Here is a 14,903-nt window from a genome sequence, read left to right on the forward strand (position 1 = left end):
GCGCTCCCCGGGCCGCGACCACCGGAAATGGCAGAGCCCCCAAGGCGTCAGTGACCGGAGGTGTGCGTGCCGCTGGCGCTACCGAACGGCGGCTCTTCGGATTCGATCTCCGGGATCGCCCCGAATGTCTGCTCGACGCCCACCGGAGCTTCGTAGAGCTTCCCCTCCGGGAAGATCGCAGGGTCACGCTTGGTTGTCTCGCCGCTCCCCTTGTTGCCCCCATGCGCACCGTGCATCGGCATCATCGGCATCATCGGCATCCTGCTGGACGCGGCCGCAGCCGGCGATGCCCCGGGAGCCTGAAGCGGGCTCGCCTGCAGAGCGCTGGAACCGTTCATCGGCGTCACGGGAGTCTCCAAGCCCGCCGGCACCGTCATGCCCGGGTCCATGCCGCCGCCACCACCGCCGCCGAAACCTCCGGCCGCGCCAAGGCCATCGAAGTCAGGTGTAGCGGCCTCGGTGGTTGACTTGGCCGCCGACTCAACAGCCTTGCTGGCGAGCTGGCCGACCTGTTCGCCGGCCTTACCAACTACCTCACCGAGCTGGCTACCGATCTGGGACAACTGCTGCGAAAGCTGCTGGGCGATCTGTGACCCGGTCTGCAGACCCGTCTGCAGCATTTGCAGCATCATCTGCTGCATCCGGTCGCCGCCCAGCATCTCCTGGGCCTTGTCCTTGGCCTCCTGATCAATCGACTCAGGGTCCAGCTGCCCCGGGGTGTCCGATCCTGCCAACCCGTCACCGGGTGTACCGCCATTCTGGAAACCCGCCGCGTTCTGGGCGTCCTGATTTTCGATGCTCGACGTACCCTGCTGGACCGCGTTGCTGATGTCCGTCGCACCGCTGGTGAGAGCAGGCCCGGCAGGTGACAGGCCGGTCTGCAGCTGACCAGTGAACATCGAGATCTGGTTCCCCACCGGGCTCGACGCCCCAGGCGGGGACAACGCCGACGAGACCCCACTGGACAGGTCCGATCCCGCTTGGCGACCCTTCTCCCCCAGCCCGTCGGACCCGCCCCGGAACGCCGGCAAATCGAATCTCAGCGGCTGACTCATGCACGCGAGTCTATCTGCACAAATGCGTCACAGGGGGCGCCGGAAGATTACTTAGACCCCGGTGATACGCAATCGTTTGACCTGTGAGGGCGCGTGCAACGCCGCCGACGACCGTGTTCCCGCGGAGGCGGGTGGTCATCGACGGCTCGGCGGGCGTTTAGCGTCTCCTCCATTCCGGGGGCGACGGCCGCCTGGGAGGCAAAGCGTTGACATCTCTGTCAGCGAATCCGCGTGCGGCACATCGAGATACGCGCTCAGCGAGCGTGAGCTTCGCTCTTCGAACCGCACGCTGAGCCTTCACCGGACTAACCCATGATGTATCTACTGGTCGGCGACTTGCTCCGATTGACGGGACTGTCGTGCGGGGCGAGCGTTTCGAGCCAGGTGTGGATTCGTTGAGCAACGGCTTCCCACCCGGGCTCGATCATCATGTTGTGACCCATGTTCGGAAAGATCTCTGCTTCGGTGCGGTAAGCACGCGCGGTCGCGCGTACTTCTTCCTGTGTGAAGCAGCCGTCGCATTCGGCACCTAATACCAGGAGCGGCGCAGTGACCCGCTCGGGCTTGGGTAGATCGAGTAGAGCCATGTCCCGAGTGCTTCTTCCAACGAACTCTTCTTCGAGTCGTGCGGCATAGCGGACAACATCGGACTCGGGGGTGTGTGGCGAGTAGAAGTATTCGCGTGCGAGTTTGGGCGTGTTGTACCCGTGCAGCGATCGCGCCGTGATGGCGAGTCTGATGGCATGCCATGGGTGGCGTTTCATACCCCTGAGCATGAATCCACCGGCCCCGCGCGTGGGCATGGATGCGACTAGGACGCCCGCTGGAGCGTCGTGCGTTTCGAGGTATTTCTGCACCACGAAGCCGCCCATGGAGTGGCCGACCACCACCGGTCGGGTGGGCAGGCTATTCGCTACTGAGTCGACATCGTTGACGAAGTCGGCGACCGAACAGGTCTGCATGCGCTTTGGCGCTGGGCTGTTTCCGTGGCCGCGGAGACTTACCGCTAGCGCGCGATAGCACTTATCTGCGAAGTAATCCAAGAAGTGTTCGTCCCAACACCAGGCTGCATGCCAGGCTCCATGGACAAAGAGCAGCGGCGCCGGGTGTTCTTCACTGCAAGACCCCTTGTCGATTACCTCGAGCATGAGCCTGACTCCTCGTGCGGTGGGCGGCCTTCGAGCCCGATGGGGTCCGTCGCGATGCCGCTGAGAATAGCTTCGGCCACCCATCTAATGGGTTCACCAACATCTCCGCGTCGTCGACCGAGGTGTCGGGCATTCCGCCGCCTGATCATCGCGACCGGGTGATGGTCGGGATGCCAAGGTTGGCCGGAGCGGCGGTGGCATGCGCCAGGCTTTTGCAAAGTTTTCGCCACCTTCTGTGAGGCAGCATCCATCCATCCGGGAAGCTGCCGGTCGACGTGAAACACGCGGCTACCTATTCACCCCCCACCGAATCCGGATCTCGCCGGCTACCCCGCGATGAGCGCGTAGCGACTCGCCGTGCTCTGACGTCGGGAAGATGACGCTGTGCCAGTTCATAGTCTGCGTCGTCGTGAAGGACCACCAAGCCACGCGCCGCGGCGGTGCCGCAGATGAGCAAATCGACCACGGACAGTGCACGTATCGCACCTGCGCCCGCGAGCCGGTACTGTGCCGAATCGATCCATCGCCAAATGGATTTCGGCACCGGCACGTCGGGGTAAAGGTCACCAAGCATCCGGTTCATCTCATCGAGTTCGTCGGTGGTGCGCGCTGATCGACGGAACTCGGCTCGTTGTGGTTGGCACGATCCCACAGCCCCGCTCAGTAGCGATGAGGTCCATGCCGTGGTGAGTTCGGGTTGGCGCAGCAGCCGCCAGACCGCGGAGGAATCCACCAGGAAGTAGATCAAGCCCCCGCAGCTTTCTCATCAGCTCGGGCGTCGAGCCAACCCTCGTAATCCCAGCTCTGTGCCTGCTCGCGCGATCGTGCCAGCGCATCGATACGCCGAAAGCGAGCAACATAGTCGCGCATGGCGAGGTTCACGGCCTCTTTCTTGGTGTGGACGCCGGCAATCCGCATCACCTCGGCCAGTGCGTCGTCGTCGAGGTCGATCTGGGTCACTGACACGACAACCTCCTATGCAGATAGGATACATAGCCAGCATACATGGCCAACATTACGGACACTCTTTATCCGCATGAGGAGGAACGGGTTACCACCTTCCGGTGAAATCTTTGGCTTGTCGCAAACCCTCATCCGAGTTCGCATAGCGGACTGGACCAAATACGCGTGCTGCTCACCCATAGATCTTCGAGGTCCGGGTGATGACATCCGACCTGAACGCGGCGGCAGGGTTAAGCAAAGCGAGCAGCTTCCGGCGAGCATCGAGATCGGCGGGGTCGTCGTGCAGCTCGTCGCAAGCGATCCGGATCCGGCGCGCGATGTCCCGTTCATCTGCTGCAGGCGTTAACCGTAAGAGAAGGTCGCCCGCATTGGCTTGAGCGACTGGGTCCAGGGGGGTGCAATACAAATCGTCGCAGGCCACCTGAATCTGGTGAGAGACCGCATCCGCCATTGCAGCTCCTCGTACGAAACACTCAAGCGTAATTGAGTCTGATACTCAATTGTTCTTGTCACTATAGCGCCGCTGGGCTGAGATTCAAGGCGTGTTGGCAACAGATATCAATAGCCATTGAGTAAGCGGACTATTCTTCCTGGTGTGGCATTCGACGACCTCACCGCCGAGGATCTCGCAGCTGCCAGCAGCCGTGTAGCAGCAGATGCCCTCTACTCCGCACGATTCGTGGCTGCTGAATATCTCGTCGCAGGACCAGGGGCCAGCGCTGGTGATGCGGCCACAGCCGTCAGCGTTCTCCTTGCCCGAGACCGCGCAGATACCCGTTTTGAACTACTGCAGGCGTTTGAAAAGCCTTGGGCGACAATGACGATCCGGATCTTGGCGCCAGTAGCGGATCCCACTCCGGCTATGCAAGATGCCCGAGATCGAGGCGTTACCGCGGCGGCGATCGCCAAAGCGCTCGGCATCACCCAACAAGCTCTTTACCAGAATCCGCGGTACGCCGAGATCGTCCGCAAGCCGCGCTGAGTAGGGTGTAGCACTTTAGCTATCCGGTGCTACACTCTGGGTATGCCGACCACACGTCCGCGCCATTTCGTGACGGAGACCGACGACCTCGCCGAGGCGCTGGATAGGGCTGCCCAGCGCTGGCCAGGGCGTAGTCGGCCGCAGCTGCTCGTGCGCCTGGCTTTGGAGGGCGATCGCGCCGCGGTGGAAACCCAAGAGGCGCGCAGGGAACGGCGGCGCGCGGTGATCGAGGAGTTGAGCGGCTCCTTACCTGGGGTGTACGGGCCCGGCTATTTGGAGGATCTGCGCGAGGACTGGCCATCGTGATTGTCGTCCTGGACGCCTCAGTACTGATCGCTTTCTTCAACGGGCATGACACACATCACCCGGAGGCGAACCGGCTTCTAGCTGAGGCTGCTGGCGACGATCTCGTCGTGAGCTCTTTGACGCTGGCGGAGCTGCTTGTCGGGCCAGCCCGCGGAGACGAAGTGGACTCCACCGTGGAGGCTCTTGCACGGCTGGAGATTGACGAGGAACGGTTTCCCGATGATGTGGCTGTGCAACTCGCCCGGCTTCGGGCCGAGACGGGGTTGAAGACGCCGCACTGCTGCGTCCTGTTGGCTGCGCAGACCGCAGGAGCCGAGTCGGTGGGAACGTTCGATGGCCGACTCGCGCATGAGGCAAAAACCAAGGGCTTGAAAGTAGTGGGTTTCCAGCCATGAGGTTACGTGAGTTGCTTTTTGGTTGCGTCGACCTGCACGCGGTGGCTCACGCGGGCGTGTTGGAGTGGCGTGGGGATGGTTTCTTCCGTGCCACAGCATGCGATGGTGTCACGGTCCGTGGTGTGGGCAGTGATGCTGAGGCTGTCGCCGAACTGCTTCGCCGAGCAGAGGTGCTGCAGGCTGAAGGTCCTGTCTATCGGGCCCGGCCTGCGCATGAGGTTGTTGATTTCGGTTGGACTTCGGAGGCGTCCGCGGCGGCCACTGACCTGGATGTGGATTTCGCACACCAGTTGGGTGACGGTCGGCCGGCTAGCCTGATGGGTCGACTGCAGGAGTTGGGGCGTGCGGTTCCTTCTAACCGGGTTGAGCGGGAGGTTCTGGCGCAGGCCGGTGCTATCGCGCTGAATGCGTCTGCGCCGCAGGTTGGTTCGCACCGGCTGTTCATGCCGCCGTTCGATGGCTCCGATGTCGGGGCGCTCGGGGTGGAACGTAGTGCGACGCGTGGGTGGGCAACGTGGGTGCAATGGGTGGATCCCCGGCTATTGACGTCGACCAACGCCAAGGTTTGGGGTGACATCGATCGTCGTCCGCGACGCGACACCGTTGTACGCGTGTCGGAGTGGCTGCGGGATGCGGCTGCCGAGGGTCAGCTCGATGCGTGGCTGTCGAACATGTTCGCCCACGATCCGATGCTGCTGCACCGGTTGGAAGGACCGGCGGGACCGGTCTACGAAGTGCTGCGGGGCACTCACCGCGCGCACGCCGCGAGGATCTGGGATCTGCCGTGGGTGCTGGCTCGGGTGCAGGTTGAGCGGCTGGCCAAGCCGCTGCGGCCGCGGACGCCGTTGATGGAGGCGTTGTGGGAGAGCCTGTCTCGGCGCGGCCTCATGTCAGCTGAAAACGATGGTGATTGCTGGTACCTGCATGAGGCCGCGGCCGAGTGGATGCTGACTCCTCCGGCTATGGCGGTGCAGTGGAACGCGATGTATGAGCGGCTCTATCCGGGTGCGCTGCAGGCGTTTACGGGAATGTCGGTTGGCGAGTTGTTCGACGCGGATCGCTGGGCTGCAGCGCTGCTCGCCTGATCACACACACCACCGGCAAGCTGCGCGGTTCTCCGCTGCGGAAATGCTGTGCCGTCGCAAGTCAGGCGGCGTCGGCGGGTGGGTAGTCGCCGTAGATGCCGCGGTCGTCGCCTTTGGCGGCCAGGGCGTTCTGTCGGTCTGCGGCGGCGGCGAGTCGGGCGTGGCGGCGGTGGGTCCAGCGGATGGCCCAGGTGGTGGCGGCGGCCAGCGCGAGGGCGGGGGCAAGCCATTCCCACTGCCAGACCATGCAGGCGATCCAGAACACGATGAGGGTGGTCCATGTGGGGTGGCGCTGGGCCCAGTCTTTGGTGGGTGGGGCTGCGACGGGTACGGCGATGAGGGTGGGTGCGGCGAGGGCGGCGGTCCATTGCTCGCCGTCCCAATAGCGTTGTTGGGCAGCGCCGGTGGGGTCGGGGTACCAGCCTGCGTGTGGGTTGGTCATGTCGGCCTCCCGGGTCGTGTGTGGGCGAGTATGCCGAAATCAGTGTATAACACTTTACTTTGTTTAGTATACTTGTTGGCCGTGAGGGCTGTGGCACTGTGTTGCGGCCGGGTAGTGACACCCGCGGATGCTCCGTGCGCATGCGCGTCAACAGAACAAGAGGAGGTCAGCCGTGAAGGTAATTCTTCGTACGCCGGCGGAGTTGATCGCCGAGTACGACCTTCCCGACGTGGACAGCAGCGCCAGCGACGAGCAGGTCCTGGCGGCCGCGGCCGCCGTCGAGCCCATTCGGCGCACCGAACCCGAAGTCGTTGGCGAGCCTTACGTCTACGCGCGCGGCCTGGATGGGCTTGCGCAGCAGGGGCGGCGTCTGGAGCAAGCGGAGTCTCGGCTGGGCGCCGAAAGGTTGGCAGCGCGGGAGTTGGCGCGCAGGCACTTCGGGAAGGGACGGACCAAACGCGATATTGCGAGCGCGTTGGGTGTGACCAGGCCGACGCTGGATTCCTGGCTGGGGGAAAGCACTCGGCGCCGTAGGGGTGGCTAGTGATGGTCCCGTGGTGGTCGCGACGCAGTTTTGCGGCTGTGAGCTTGGCCGACACCACGTCCCCGGATTGCTACTATCGCTGCATGGCTGACGTGGAGGCGTGGGGCCGGCTGCATGCTCTGGCCGCCGGCCAGTTCGGCTTGTTCACCGCCGCCCAGGCCCGCCAGCATGGGGTGGCCCGCTATGAACTGGCTCGGCGCACGGCCTGCGGTGAGCTGTTCCGGGCACACCACGGCGTGTACGGGTTCACCGAGGATTCCGCCGGAATGTTCGCGTTCGAGGATTGGGCTGCGCAGTGGTTGGCGTTGCGTCCCGACGAGGATATCGAGCGGCGCCGCGCTGATCCGGATTGTGTCATCAGCCATGACAGTGCTGCGGTGATCCAGGAGTTGGGGACGATCGTCGCACGTGGATTGTTCTTGACCGGGCCGCGGCGCATCAATACGCGGTCGGCTCGGGTGCACGCTTACCGCCGCGAGATCGGGGCGCGGGGCGTGGACTGGGACATTGTGGAGGGTCTCCCGGTGGCCACGCCCGGGCGGATCATTGCCGATCTGGCCCGCGATGATCTCGATGGCGCCCATCAGGGCACGGTGATCGCCGACGTCCTGGACGCGGGGATGTTGACGCTCGACGAGGTGGGTGCGCGGCTGGATCCGTTCGCACATCGGTGGGGCGAGGCGGATGGAGCGGCGTTGGTGCAGCGGTTCTTGGCGGCGGCCGGGCGGCCGTTGCGTCTTCCGGTATAGCGCGCTGGGAGCATGTGCAAGGCCAGTAATGAGCCCGGTGGGCCGAAGCGGTGTTCGGCCGATATGCGGGCACGGGCCCAGGAGTCCCGTGACCGTGTGGCGGCGTTGGAGCAGCGGCAGCGTGAGATCGAGGAGCTGCTCGACGCGCGCCGCACCTATGGCTCGGAGAAGGCGTTTCGGGCGGCGTTGAGTGCGCGTATCCGTGAGATCGCCCGTGAGACTGGCAGTGACAGTGCTGAGGTTGCGCGGCGATTTGCTTTGCAGCAGTTCGTGTCTCGGCTCTTTGATTCCGATCCCGAGTCGTGGTTGGTGACCGGGGGGACGGCGCTGCAGTTCCGGACGATGGAGGCGCGGGCGACGGCTGATCTGGATTTGGCTGTGACACAGGGGGTTGAGGATCTCACGGCGGAGTTGACGGCGGCGGCACGGCGGCGTGCGGGCGAGCATGGTGAGTTTGTGGTGGCGGTGAGTCCGGGCACAGGCCCTGGGGCGTTCACCGGGAAGATCACCTACCTGCTCAATGGTTCGCGGTTCGCGGTGGCGAAGCTGGATGTGGCTGTGGGGCGCCAGTTTCCGTTCGAACCGGACACGCTGTTCCCGGATCCCGTAGTGGTGATCGACGATGTGCGGCCGATGTCGAGGGTGCGCACCTATGCGGTTGCTTCACACGTCGCGGACAAGGTCGCAGCGATGTATGAGCTGCACGGCAGCAGTGGTGCGTCGCCGTCGACGCGATCTCATGACCTGGCTGACATCGTGATCCTGTCGCGGTGCGCCCGGGTCGACGCTGTGGAGCTGCGTGGTGCGGTGCGGGGGCAGGAGCAGCGGCGCGGGTTGACGGTGCCCACCCCCCTGGTGTTGCCCAGTGACCAGTGGCGGCGTAGTTATCCGGCGCGGGTCGCTGAGGCGGGCTTGCCGGCGGAGCTGCGGGACGCCGATGCTGCGCTGGTCGAGGCGGATAGGTTCGTGGGGGCGGTGCTCGACGGGCGGGTTGAGGCCGGCGTGTGGGATCCGGATCGGCGCGCGTGGATGGCTGATTGATTCTTCCTGCTGGCTGTGCCGCTTGCTTCCTTCTTGATTGCTTGCTTGTGAAGCGGGGGACGTGTTCTTTCCGCTGTTCACAATTGCTTTCGGCGGGGTCGGGTTCAGGTCGCGTCGGAGAGATGCTTAGCGGGGCGACGGCGAATGTGGGTGCGGACTTGATGCTTGCCGCGGGTGTAGGACACGACGGGGACACCGTCGCCTGTGTCCTCGGCGGGATCTTCTGGCGAGGGCTGGTCGTCATCCGAGTCCTCGACAGGGGCCAGGGGCCCAGGGGGCGCGGTGCGCGGGGGGCGGTCAACTGTGGCGCATTGCTGAGCGACCCCGGCTTGCAAGTTGGTGGCCAGGGGGCCAAGGATGGCGGTCGGGACGTCGGCGGCCGCAGCGGCGATCGCGTCGGGCAGGGCGGCGGTCATGTCGCGGGTGCGTTCCACGAGCCGGTCGGGGTCGGTGCCGGCCTTGGTGGCGAACTTGGCGATGGTGTGGAGGTCGACCGTCCCGAAGCGGCTGCGGCCGGCGATGGGCATCGCCACCCGGGACAGGTTCGAGCTGGGGTCGGGGTTGTAGGGAAGCACGCTGGCTACGTCGTAGATCGGTGCAAGGGTGACGCGGTTGCTGACCAGGATCACGCTGTAGTTCTTAGCGTGACCGTCCGGGGCGCCCAAAAGGTATTGGGCCACAACGATGTCGGCGAATCGGTCGACATCGTTCTGGGTTGCGCGTTCCGCCAGCAGCTTGGCGATAGTGATAGCCGATGGGCCGCCGTCACTGGCGTACTTCTTGTTCGGCCACATCGACAGCGCCTGGCACATGTCCTCTTGGTGTAGACGCAGGATCTTGCCGTTGTGCTCGACGCGGTCGTAGCGGGCGACCACGATCGCCGGTACCCCGTCGAATTCGTGGTACTCGGTGTGGGCGGCGGCGATGCCTATCGTCGGCAGTACCTTCTGGCACAGGTGTTCATTAAGGGCCTGTGCTTTGAACTGGGTGATCCCCGGCTTGATGATGTGCGTGCTGGCCGCGTTGCCGTGCGCGGTCGCCCATCCGCTACTGGTGCGCACGGCGGTGAACTTGCCTTGCATGCCCGGCAGGCTCCAGCGCTCCCCCTCGGCGGTCCACCGGCCCGGGTTGTCGATGAGCAGCCGAAGCCGGGTTCCGAGGTCGGTTTCGGTGATGGGCTCGGTGTGGCCAGTCTGGGCGAGGACGTCATCGACGTCGCTGGCCGGAGCCAGCTGTACGGCGCCGGCGCAGTCACGGCCGAGGTGGCGCAGCAGTGCGGAGGTGTTGCGCGCGGAGACACCGTACTGGGCGGCCCATCCTTCCAGGACACGGTTGTCTTCGGGGAGTAGTCCCGATAGCCACGGGGCGGTCTGCTGATGGCGGTAGGTGTGGCCCGGCCGCAGCGGCATGGACAGCGACAGCGGGGTGAGGCGGCCGGCGGCGCGGGCGTAGTCGTCGGCGTAAGTGAAGTGTGGGCGGCCAAAGTCGTGGGTGATGGTGCCGGCGAGTCGGCCGTTGAGGACCACGGCGAGGTCAAGGTTGGTCATGGCTGGCCGGTGGTGGGCGGCGCTTGGAGGTTGTTGATCAGATCCAGCGCGGCCAGTTCGTTGTCATTGAGCGGCACTTCCTGCGCCACGGTGAGCCTGTAGTCCAACGCGGAGGCGACTGCGATGTAGGCGCTCGCCTCTGCGTTGAAGCCATTTTCGATGCGTCCGACGAGCTGGCGGGACACGTTGGCGCGGCGGGCCACGTCCTGCTGGGTGAGGTGGGCTTGGAGGCGGGCATGGCGGAGTTGTGCGCCGATCTGCGCGAGGGTTTCCGTCACCAAACTAGCCATGGTGTTATGATATCATAACAAGCTCGGTCGTGACAGGGTATTGTGACATCCACCTTCAGCGACTCGAGCTCACAGCCCAGCCCCGGGCTCCATGGTGCCCAGGCGCGATTGCCGATCAGGGCTCGCCCGGCCACAGCGTTTCAGCCACACCCGAACGGCACCCAAGCATTGCGTGCAGCCCGCTTTCTGCTGGCCCAGGAAGGCCTTTGACCAGTTGATTGGCAGCGTATCGCAACAAGCTCAGCGATGTTGCGGTATCCCGACACCTTCTTGGCGCGGCCTATGTGAGACTGCGTAGGAGCTGCCCGAGCCGCACGAGCCGCTGGCCCGAGGCAAAGCATTTCGGGGCCAGCGCTGCACCCTGGCCGGATAGTTGCTCGGCAAGCACCGTGGGGTCGCCGGCGGACATCACCGCGGCGATCGCCGCCTCCAGGTCGATCATCACCTTCGCGGTCCGGGCCGTCTGCGGGCCATCGTGTGGCGCCGCGTCGGGTTCCGTGGGCGCGGCGGGGCTGCTGATCGGGTCACGGTCATGTGGATGGTCGGCGGTATGGACGGTGAGTGGGGCGTGCTTGTCTGAGATGTCCGGCCGGTGCGATGGCGGTGGAACGTCAGCCGATTCGGTCCAGCCGTGAGCAGTGGCGGCCGACGCCGACGGAGCCTCGTCGACGTCGTCATCGGGGACTTCGGCGGGCACGAGCGCGCCCAGCGGTGATTCCGGCGGTGGGGTCAACGATTCGCGCAGGGGGCCGAACCCGGGGATGGTGGAGCGCTGCGTGACGGAGTCGATGAGTGCGCGTAGTGCGCCGGTTTGGGCGTCGGGGTCGGTGAGGCCTTCCAGGGCGGCGGGAGCTTCTTCGATGACCACGCGTGCCCCGGTAATGCCGAGGCGGGCGACGTCTGAGGAGGTGACGGGGATGCGTGCGGCGGGGGCGGTGAGTTCTTGTAGGGGCAGGATGAGTCCGACGATGCCTTGCTGGTAGCGGCGAGCGTTGGAGGCGGCGCATCCGAGTTGGTCTTGGACGAAGGCGGTGAAGCCGGTGTAGGGGCGACCGGCGGTGTCGTTGATGTAGCGCCAGTCTTCGTCGCGGTAGATCTCGGCGAGTACTTCAAAGGCCGTCTGGACGGCGTTGTGCAGCTGTTGTGCTCGTCGTAGGGCGCGTTCCTGGCGGGTTTCGGCGATGCCTGGTTCTTGGAAGAGGAGATCGGTGCTCATCTGTTGTCTCGCTGCTGGATGGCGGTAGCGATGGCTTCGGCTGCGTCCTCGAGGAAGTGGCGGAGGCGCTTCTGGGTGGCCGGGTTGGACCAGGCGGTGGCGATGACGTCGGCGAGATCTGCGGTGAGGACGCCGAGTTCGGCGGTGGTATCGATGCGGAATCGTTTGCGGGTGTGCTGGTCGGGGAGCAGTCGCAGGAGGGTGACGGTGACGGTGTTGGTGTCCACCGATGCCGGGGTGTTGCGGAAAGTGGCCATGATGCGTTGTTCGACAAGGGCTTTAGCGAGGGGGTCGCGGAAGGAGCCGGCTGGGATGACGGCCAAGGGACCGTCGTTGTCGCCGGCGTTGCCGCGGGTGAGACGTTCTTCGTATTCTTCGCCGGCCATGGCCAGCCCGGACAGGTAGGTCGTCTTGAGGGTCGTGCGTTCTTGGTCGTCGCGTGCAAGTTCGTAGCGGCGGAAGGTTTCGGCGGCGCCGTCGGGGGTGGAGGCGTAGGCGATGGCGTCGGCGTCACGGCGTCGGCGGGCCTTGTCCAGTTTGGCTTGCACCTTGTCGAGTTCCCGGAGGAGCTCTTCGCGGGTGAGTTCGTTGGTCATGGTGTCAGTCATTGTCTCGCGCCTGGGCTTCGTCGACGCCGAAGAACTTCTCGGCGGCCGCGGTCGCGGCGGCTTCGGTGGTTGCGGTGAAGGTGTGTCGTTCGCCGGTGTCGGGGTCTTCGATTTCGATTTCGACGTAGCGTGGGTTGGTGTTCATGCTGTTGTTGTCCCTTTTTAGGTCATGACGGTTGGGGCGGTTTGTGGCAGTGCGCCGATGATGGCCTTGCATGCCTTGACGACTCGTTCACCGGTCTTACGGACTTTCTCCTTGTCGCCTTTGGCCCAGCCGTCGATGTAGGCGAAAGCGCTGCCGCCGGGGTTGAGCCCGTAGTGGCGGCCGATGACATAGGCGACGCTTTCGGCCTCGACTTCCATCGTCGGGCGTTGCCCGCCCGGGCCGCTGTGGTAGTCGTGGTGGTGTTCCATGTGACCCATCTGGATGTGGGCCAGCTCATGGGCCAGCACCATGGCCTGGTGGGCGTCGCTGTGGCGGGTGCTCACGACGACCTTCTTTGTGGGGTGGTCCTGGGTGTAGCCCTCGGGTCCGTCCTCGGGGAGTTCAACGCGCTCGACGGTGTAGCCGTGGGCGGTGATCTGCTTTTCGAGTTCGGTGTGCATCTCGGGTGGGGCGACGCCGGTTTCGCGGGTGTAGGGCACCTCGGGGCGTTGGGGTACGGGTGGACCGGTGGTGTCGGCGACGTCGTAGACCGGGACGTCAAGCCACCCGACGAGGACCTCCTCGTCGGTGCCGTCGTCGTTCTTCTTCTTGACGATCTTGGGGGCTCTGACCCAGATCGCCTTGGACCCGGCGGCCAGCGAGCGGTTGAACTTCTTGTTCCAGACCTTCTTCAGTCCCCCGACGAAGGTGGCGTCGGGGCGCTGCATGCGGATCAAGAGTTGGTTCTGCAGGGAGTAGTGGTGGAACTGGCTGGCGTAGTGGAGCCAGTCCTGCCATTGCTCGCCGGTGTTGAGGTTGGCGATGGCGTCGTCGATTGCGCGGCGAATGTCCTCGACTCGAGTGGTCTTGTCGGCGAAGCTGACCGTCTTAGGCTTGGCCGGGGCCGTCGCGGTGGCGGGGTGACCGGTGTCGGTCAGTGCGGCCTTGAGGACTGACTCGGCCTCTTCGAGGACCTCGACGGCGTGCGTTGAGTGGCTGTAGGCGGCTCGGGTGTCGCCGGAGCAGCGGCGCGGGCCTCCTGGGTCGGTCGTGGCGCGGCACATGGTTGGTACCTCCTTCTGGCATGGACGCGGGGACCGCTATTTGTCGTAGCGCCAGCCCGGGCAAGAAGAGCTGGTGTGTGTTCTATCCCTGAAGTACCGGTGAGGGTGGCCGTTTCCGTCGCGAGGGCTGCGAGACGTTCCGGGTCCCCCGTGATTGTATGTATGGTTAAGTACTCAATAGTGTATAGTGATATGCATATCGGAAGGTGGGGTTACACACGATGACGACACGAACTGCCACCCAGGCCCGCTACCGCAACGCCCTGATCGGCTTGGCCGCAGGTGACGCGTGGGGCTACCAGGTCGAGTTCCGCGCATACACACTCATGCCCGCTTACCCCGTGCCGGCGCCCAAGAAGGTCTGGAAGGTCTCCGACGACACCCAGATGACGTTGGCTCTGCACGACGCCCTCGTCGACGTCGCCAACCAGCTCGATGACATCGACATCGTCACCAAGGCCATCACCGCGCGGTTCCTCGAGTGGCAGGTCGACCGTGACAACAACCGCGCACCCGGGGCCACCTGCATGGGGTCGCTGACGCGGCTGCGCCGCGGTGCGCACTGGCACGACGCCGACGGCGCCCTGGCCCGCCCTGGCTGCGGGGCTGTGATGCGCCTGGCGCCTGCCGCGCTGTCACCGGATCCTGTCTGGCGCGGCATTACCGCGCTGCAGGCCGTCCTCACCCACAAGCATCCCCGCGCGATCGCCTCTGCCCTCGTGCTCGGCAGCGCCATCCGTTCGGCTCACGCGCTGCGCGGCCGATTCCTCGAACACGCGATCAGCGCCGCGATGTCCATACTTTCGGGTGAAAGCCCTTGGCTGCGCGACGAATTCCTGACACAGGTGCTCTCCCCCATGGCCTCGGATGTGTCGGGTCTGCTCGCCGCGGGAGCTAACGACGTCCTCATCGACGCGCTGCTGGACGCCTACACCGTCAAGCAGGAGCTCGCCACGCTGACCCCCGCGGAGTACGGCGATCCCTGCATCGGCATCGGGGAAGGATGGGAGTCGGCCTCAGCGATCGCGGTCGGGCTGCTGGTCGCCGACATGGCCACCGCGCCCGGCCACCGCCGCGCTCCCCTTAACGGCCGAGACGCGCTCGGCTGGGCAGCGACCAGCAACGGTGACTCCGACTCGATCGCCAGCATCGCCGGCGCGGTCATCGGTGCCGCCCACACCGGAGACCGGTACTGGGCCGGGCTGAAGCTGGCCCCGCGGTTCGAGCCGCGGTACGCCAAGGCGCTGCGCAACGCTCCAACTGAAGCTGCTGGCTTCCTCGCCGCGGGTTGAGACCAAAGTCCCCCAGCACCCGCCACGTTTC

At 65.2% G+C, this 14,903-nt stretch carries 18 protein-coding genes and 2 pseudogenes; 8 read left to right on the forward strand and 12 right to left on the reverse strand.

Going from position 1 to position 14,903, the window contains the following annotated elements:
• Nucleotides 1-47: 47 nt before the first annotated feature.
• The 5 genes and pseudogenes from F0Q45_RS10940 to F0Q45_RS10960 form a co-directional block, all read right to left on the reverse strand.
• Nucleotides 48-1,055 carry a hypothetical protein gene (locus F0Q45_RS10940; RefSeq protein ID WP_149653975.1) on the reverse strand — a complete coding sequence of 336 codons (1,008 nt, stop codon included), beginning with the start codon at nt 1,053-1,055 and terminating at the stop codon, nt 48-50.
• A 305-nt stretch (nt 1,056-1,360) separates the two neighbouring features.
• Entirely contained in the window at nt 1,361-2,203 is an 843-nt protein-coding gene (locus tag F0Q45_RS10945; protein ID WP_149653976.1) for an alpha/beta hydrolase, read from the reverse strand.
• A 292-nt stretch (nt 2,204-2,495) separates the two neighbouring features.
• Nucleotides 2,496-2,919: pseudogene (locus F0Q45_RS10950) on the reverse strand (VapC toxin family PIN domain ribonuclease).
• 97 nt (nt 2,920-3,016) lie between these two features.
• Nucleotides 3,017-3,169: pseudogene (locus F0Q45_RS10955) on the reverse strand (type II toxin-antitoxin system VapB family antitoxin); the annotation flags it as partial.
• A gap of 169 nt (nt 3,170-3,338) precedes the next feature.
• Nucleotides 3,339-3,617: a hypothetical protein gene (locus tag F0Q45_RS10960; RefSeq protein ID WP_149653977.1), complete on the reverse strand. Its 279-nt coding sequence runs from the start codon at nt 3,615-3,617 to the stop codon at nt 3,339-3,341.
• A gap of 144 nt (nt 3,618-3,761) precedes the next feature.
• Here F0Q45_RS10960 and F0Q45_RS10965 point away from each other — a divergent pair, with 144 nt between their 5' ends.
• Genes F0Q45_RS10965 through F0Q45_RS10980 form a run of 4 tightly spaced genes read left to right on the forward strand, consistent with a single transcriptional unit; the run spans nt 3,762 to nt 5,934 of the window.
• Entirely contained in the window at nt 3,762-4,148 is a 387-nt protein-coding gene (locus tag F0Q45_RS10965) for a hypothetical protein (protein ID WP_149653978.1), read from the forward strand.
• A 42-nt stretch (nt 4,149-4,190) separates the two neighbouring features.
• On the forward strand, nt 4,191-4,454 hold the full coding sequence (locus F0Q45_RS10970; RefSeq protein ID WP_149653979.1) for a hypothetical protein: 264 nt from the start codon (nt 4,191-4,193) through the stop codon (nt 4,452-4,454).
• A complete protein-coding gene (locus F0Q45_RS10975; protein ID WP_188112874.1) occupies nt 4,451-4,849 on the forward strand; it encodes a type II toxin-antitoxin system VapC family toxin in 399 nt (132 codons plus the stop codon). Before F0Q45_RS10970 ends, F0Q45_RS10975 begins: the two co-directional genes overlap by 4 nt.
• Entirely contained in the window at nt 4,846-5,934 is a 1,089-nt protein-coding gene (locus F0Q45_RS10980) for a hypothetical protein (RefSeq protein ID WP_149653981.1), read from the forward strand. The genes F0Q45_RS10975 and F0Q45_RS10980 overlap by 4 nt, the downstream gene beginning before the upstream one ends.
• A 61-nt stretch (nt 5,935-5,995) precedes the next feature.
• Here the strand turns inward: F0Q45_RS10980 and F0Q45_RS10985 are convergent, their stop codons facing one another.
• Nucleotides 5,996-6,376: a DUF2510 domain-containing protein gene (locus F0Q45_RS10985; RefSeq protein ID WP_149653982.1), complete on the reverse strand. Its 381-nt coding sequence runs from the start codon at nt 6,374-6,376 to the stop codon at nt 5,996-5,998.
• Nucleotides 6,377-6,548: 172 nt separating this feature from the next.
• Here F0Q45_RS10985 and F0Q45_RS10990 point away from each other — a divergent pair, with 172 nt between their 5' ends.
• The 3 genes from F0Q45_RS10990 to F0Q45_RS11000 all read left to right on the forward strand — a co-directional run bounded on the left by F0Q45_RS10990 (nt 6,549) and on the right by F0Q45_RS11000 (nt 8,710).
• On the forward strand, nt 6,549-6,920 hold the full coding sequence (locus F0Q45_RS10990; RefSeq protein WP_149653983.1) for a hypothetical protein: 372 nt from the start codon (nt 6,549-6,551) through the stop codon (nt 6,918-6,920).
• 83 nt (nt 6,921-7,003) lie between these two features.
• On the forward strand, nt 7,004-7,669 hold the full coding sequence (locus tag F0Q45_RS10995) for a type IV toxin-antitoxin system AbiEi family antitoxin domain-containing protein (RefSeq protein ID WP_149653984.1): 666 nt from the start codon (nt 7,004-7,006) through the stop codon (nt 7,667-7,669).
• 63 nt (nt 7,670-7,732) lie between these two features.
• Nucleotides 7,733-8,710, forward strand: a complete 978-nt coding sequence (locus F0Q45_RS11000; RefSeq protein ID WP_188112875.1) for a nucleotidyl transferase AbiEii/AbiGii toxin family protein — start codon at nt 7,733-7,735, stop codon at nt 8,708-8,710.
• 104 nt (nt 8,711-8,814) lie between these two features.
• On the opposite strand, the gene F0Q45_RS11005 is transcribed toward F0Q45_RS11000, so the two are convergent.
• The 6 genes from F0Q45_RS11005 to F0Q45_RS11025 form a co-directional block, all read right to left on the reverse strand.
• Nucleotides 8,815-10,257 carry a HipA domain-containing protein gene (locus tag F0Q45_RS11005; RefSeq protein WP_149653986.1) on the reverse strand — a complete coding sequence of 481 codons (1,443 nt, stop codon included), beginning with the start codon at nt 10,255-10,257 and terminating at the stop codon, nt 8,815-8,817.
• Entirely contained in the window at nt 10,254-10,547 is a 294-nt protein-coding gene (locus tag F0Q45_RS11010; protein ID WP_149653987.1) for a helix-turn-helix transcriptional regulator, read from the reverse strand. The genes F0Q45_RS11005 and F0Q45_RS11010 overlap by 4 nt, the downstream gene beginning before the upstream one ends.
• 280 nt (nt 10,548-10,827) lie before the next feature.
• The gene (locus tag F0Q45_RS11015) at nt 10,828-11,763 is read right to left on the reverse strand and encodes a hypothetical protein (RefSeq protein ID WP_149653988.1); all 936 of its coding nucleotides are present in this window, start codon (nt 11,761-11,763) and stop codon (nt 10,828-10,830) included.
• Nucleotides 11,760-12,371: a hypothetical protein gene (locus F0Q45_RS11020; protein WP_149653989.1), complete on the reverse strand. Its 612-nt coding sequence runs from the start codon at nt 12,369-12,371 to the stop codon at nt 11,760-11,762. The genes F0Q45_RS11015 and F0Q45_RS11020 overlap by 4 nt, the downstream gene beginning before the upstream one ends.
• Nucleotides 12,364-12,516 carry a hypothetical protein gene (locus F0Q45_RS27610; RefSeq protein WP_188112876.1) on the reverse strand — a complete coding sequence of 51 codons (153 nt, stop codon included), beginning with the start codon at nt 12,514-12,516 and terminating at the stop codon, nt 12,364-12,366. Before F0Q45_RS27610 ends, F0Q45_RS11020 begins: the two co-directional genes overlap by 8 nt.
• Before the next feature lie 17 nt (nt 12,517-12,533).
• On the reverse strand, nt 12,534-13,580 hold the full coding sequence (locus tag F0Q45_RS11025) for an ImmA/IrrE family metallo-endopeptidase (RefSeq protein WP_149653990.1): 1,047 nt from the start codon (nt 13,578-13,580) through the stop codon (nt 12,534-12,536).
• Between the two features lie 221 nt (nt 13,581-13,801).
• On the opposite strand from F0Q45_RS11025, the gene F0Q45_RS11030 reads away from it, so the two are divergent.
• The gene (locus tag F0Q45_RS11030) at nt 13,802-14,872 is read left to right on the forward strand and encodes an ADP-ribosylglycohydrolase family protein (RefSeq protein WP_149653991.1); all 1,071 of its coding nucleotides are present in this window, start codon (nt 13,802-13,804) and stop codon (nt 14,870-14,872) included.
• The last annotated feature ends 31 nt before the right edge of the window (nt 14,873-14,903 follow it).

Source organism: Mycobacterium simiae, from assembly GCF_008370645.1.
Taxonomy (GTDB): Bacteria; Actinomycetota; Actinomycetes; order Mycobacteriales; family Mycobacteriaceae; genus Mycobacterium; species Mycobacterium simiae_A.

Excerpts from the sequence above, each read along its gene's own strand:
- F0Q45_RS27610 (WP_188112876.1), bottom strand. The coding sequence starts at position 12,516 with ATGAACACCAACCCACGCTACGTCGAAATCGAAATCGAAGACCCCGAC.
- F0Q45_RS10985 (WP_149653982.1), bottom strand. The coding sequence starts at position 6,376 with ATGACCAACCCACACGCAGGCTGGTACCCCGACCCCACCGGCGCTGCC.
- F0Q45_RS10995 (WP_149653984.1), top strand. The coding sequence starts at position 7,004 with ATGGCTGACGTGGAGGCGTGGGGCCGGCTGCATGCTCTGGCCGCCGGC.
- F0Q45_RS11020 (WP_149653989.1), bottom strand. The coding sequence starts at position 12,371 with ATGACTGACACCATGACCAACGAACTCACCCGCGAAGAGCTCCTCCGG.
- F0Q45_RS10960 (WP_149653977.1), bottom strand. The coding sequence starts at position 3,617 with ATGGCGGATGCGGTCTCTCACCAGATTCAGGTGGCCTGCGACGATTTG.
- F0Q45_RS11000 (WP_188112875.1), top strand. The coding sequence starts at position 7,733 with ATGCGGGCACGGGCCCAGGAGTCCCGTGACCGTGTGGCGGCGTTGGAG.
- F0Q45_RS10970 (WP_149653979.1), top strand. The coding sequence starts at position 4,191 with ATGCCGACCACACGTCCGCGCCATTTCGTGACGGAGACCGACGACCTC.
- F0Q45_RS11010 (WP_149653987.1), bottom strand. The coding sequence starts at position 10,547 with ATGGCTAGTTTGGTGACGGAAACCCTCGCGCAGATCGGCGCACAACTC.
- F0Q45_RS11005 (WP_149653986.1), bottom strand. The coding sequence starts at position 10,257 with ATGACCAACCTTGACCTCGCCGTGGTCCTCAACGGCCGACTCGCCGGC.
- F0Q45_RS11025 (WP_149653990.1), bottom strand. The coding sequence starts at position 13,580 with ATGTGCCGCGCCACGACCGACCCAGGAGGCCCGCGCCGCTGCTCCGGC.
- F0Q45_RS10980 (WP_149653981.1), top strand. The coding sequence starts at position 4,846 with ATGAGGTTACGTGAGTTGCTTTTTGGTTGCGTCGACCTGCACGCGGTG.
- F0Q45_RS11030 (WP_149653991.1), top strand. The coding sequence starts at position 13,802 with ATGACGACACGAACTGCCACCCAGGCCCGCTACCGCAACGCCCTGATC.
- F0Q45_RS10940 (WP_149653975.1), bottom strand. The coding sequence starts at position 1,055 with ATGAGTCAGCCGCTGAGATTCGATTTGCCGGCGTTCCGGGGCGGGTCC.
- F0Q45_RS10945 (WP_149653976.1), bottom strand. The coding sequence starts at position 2,203 with ATGCTCGAGGTAATCGACAAGGGGTCTTGCAGTGAAGAACACCCGGCG.
- F0Q45_RS11015 (WP_149653988.1), bottom strand. The coding sequence starts at position 11,763 with ATGAGCACCGATCTCCTCTTCCAAGAACCAGGCATCGCCGAAACCCGC.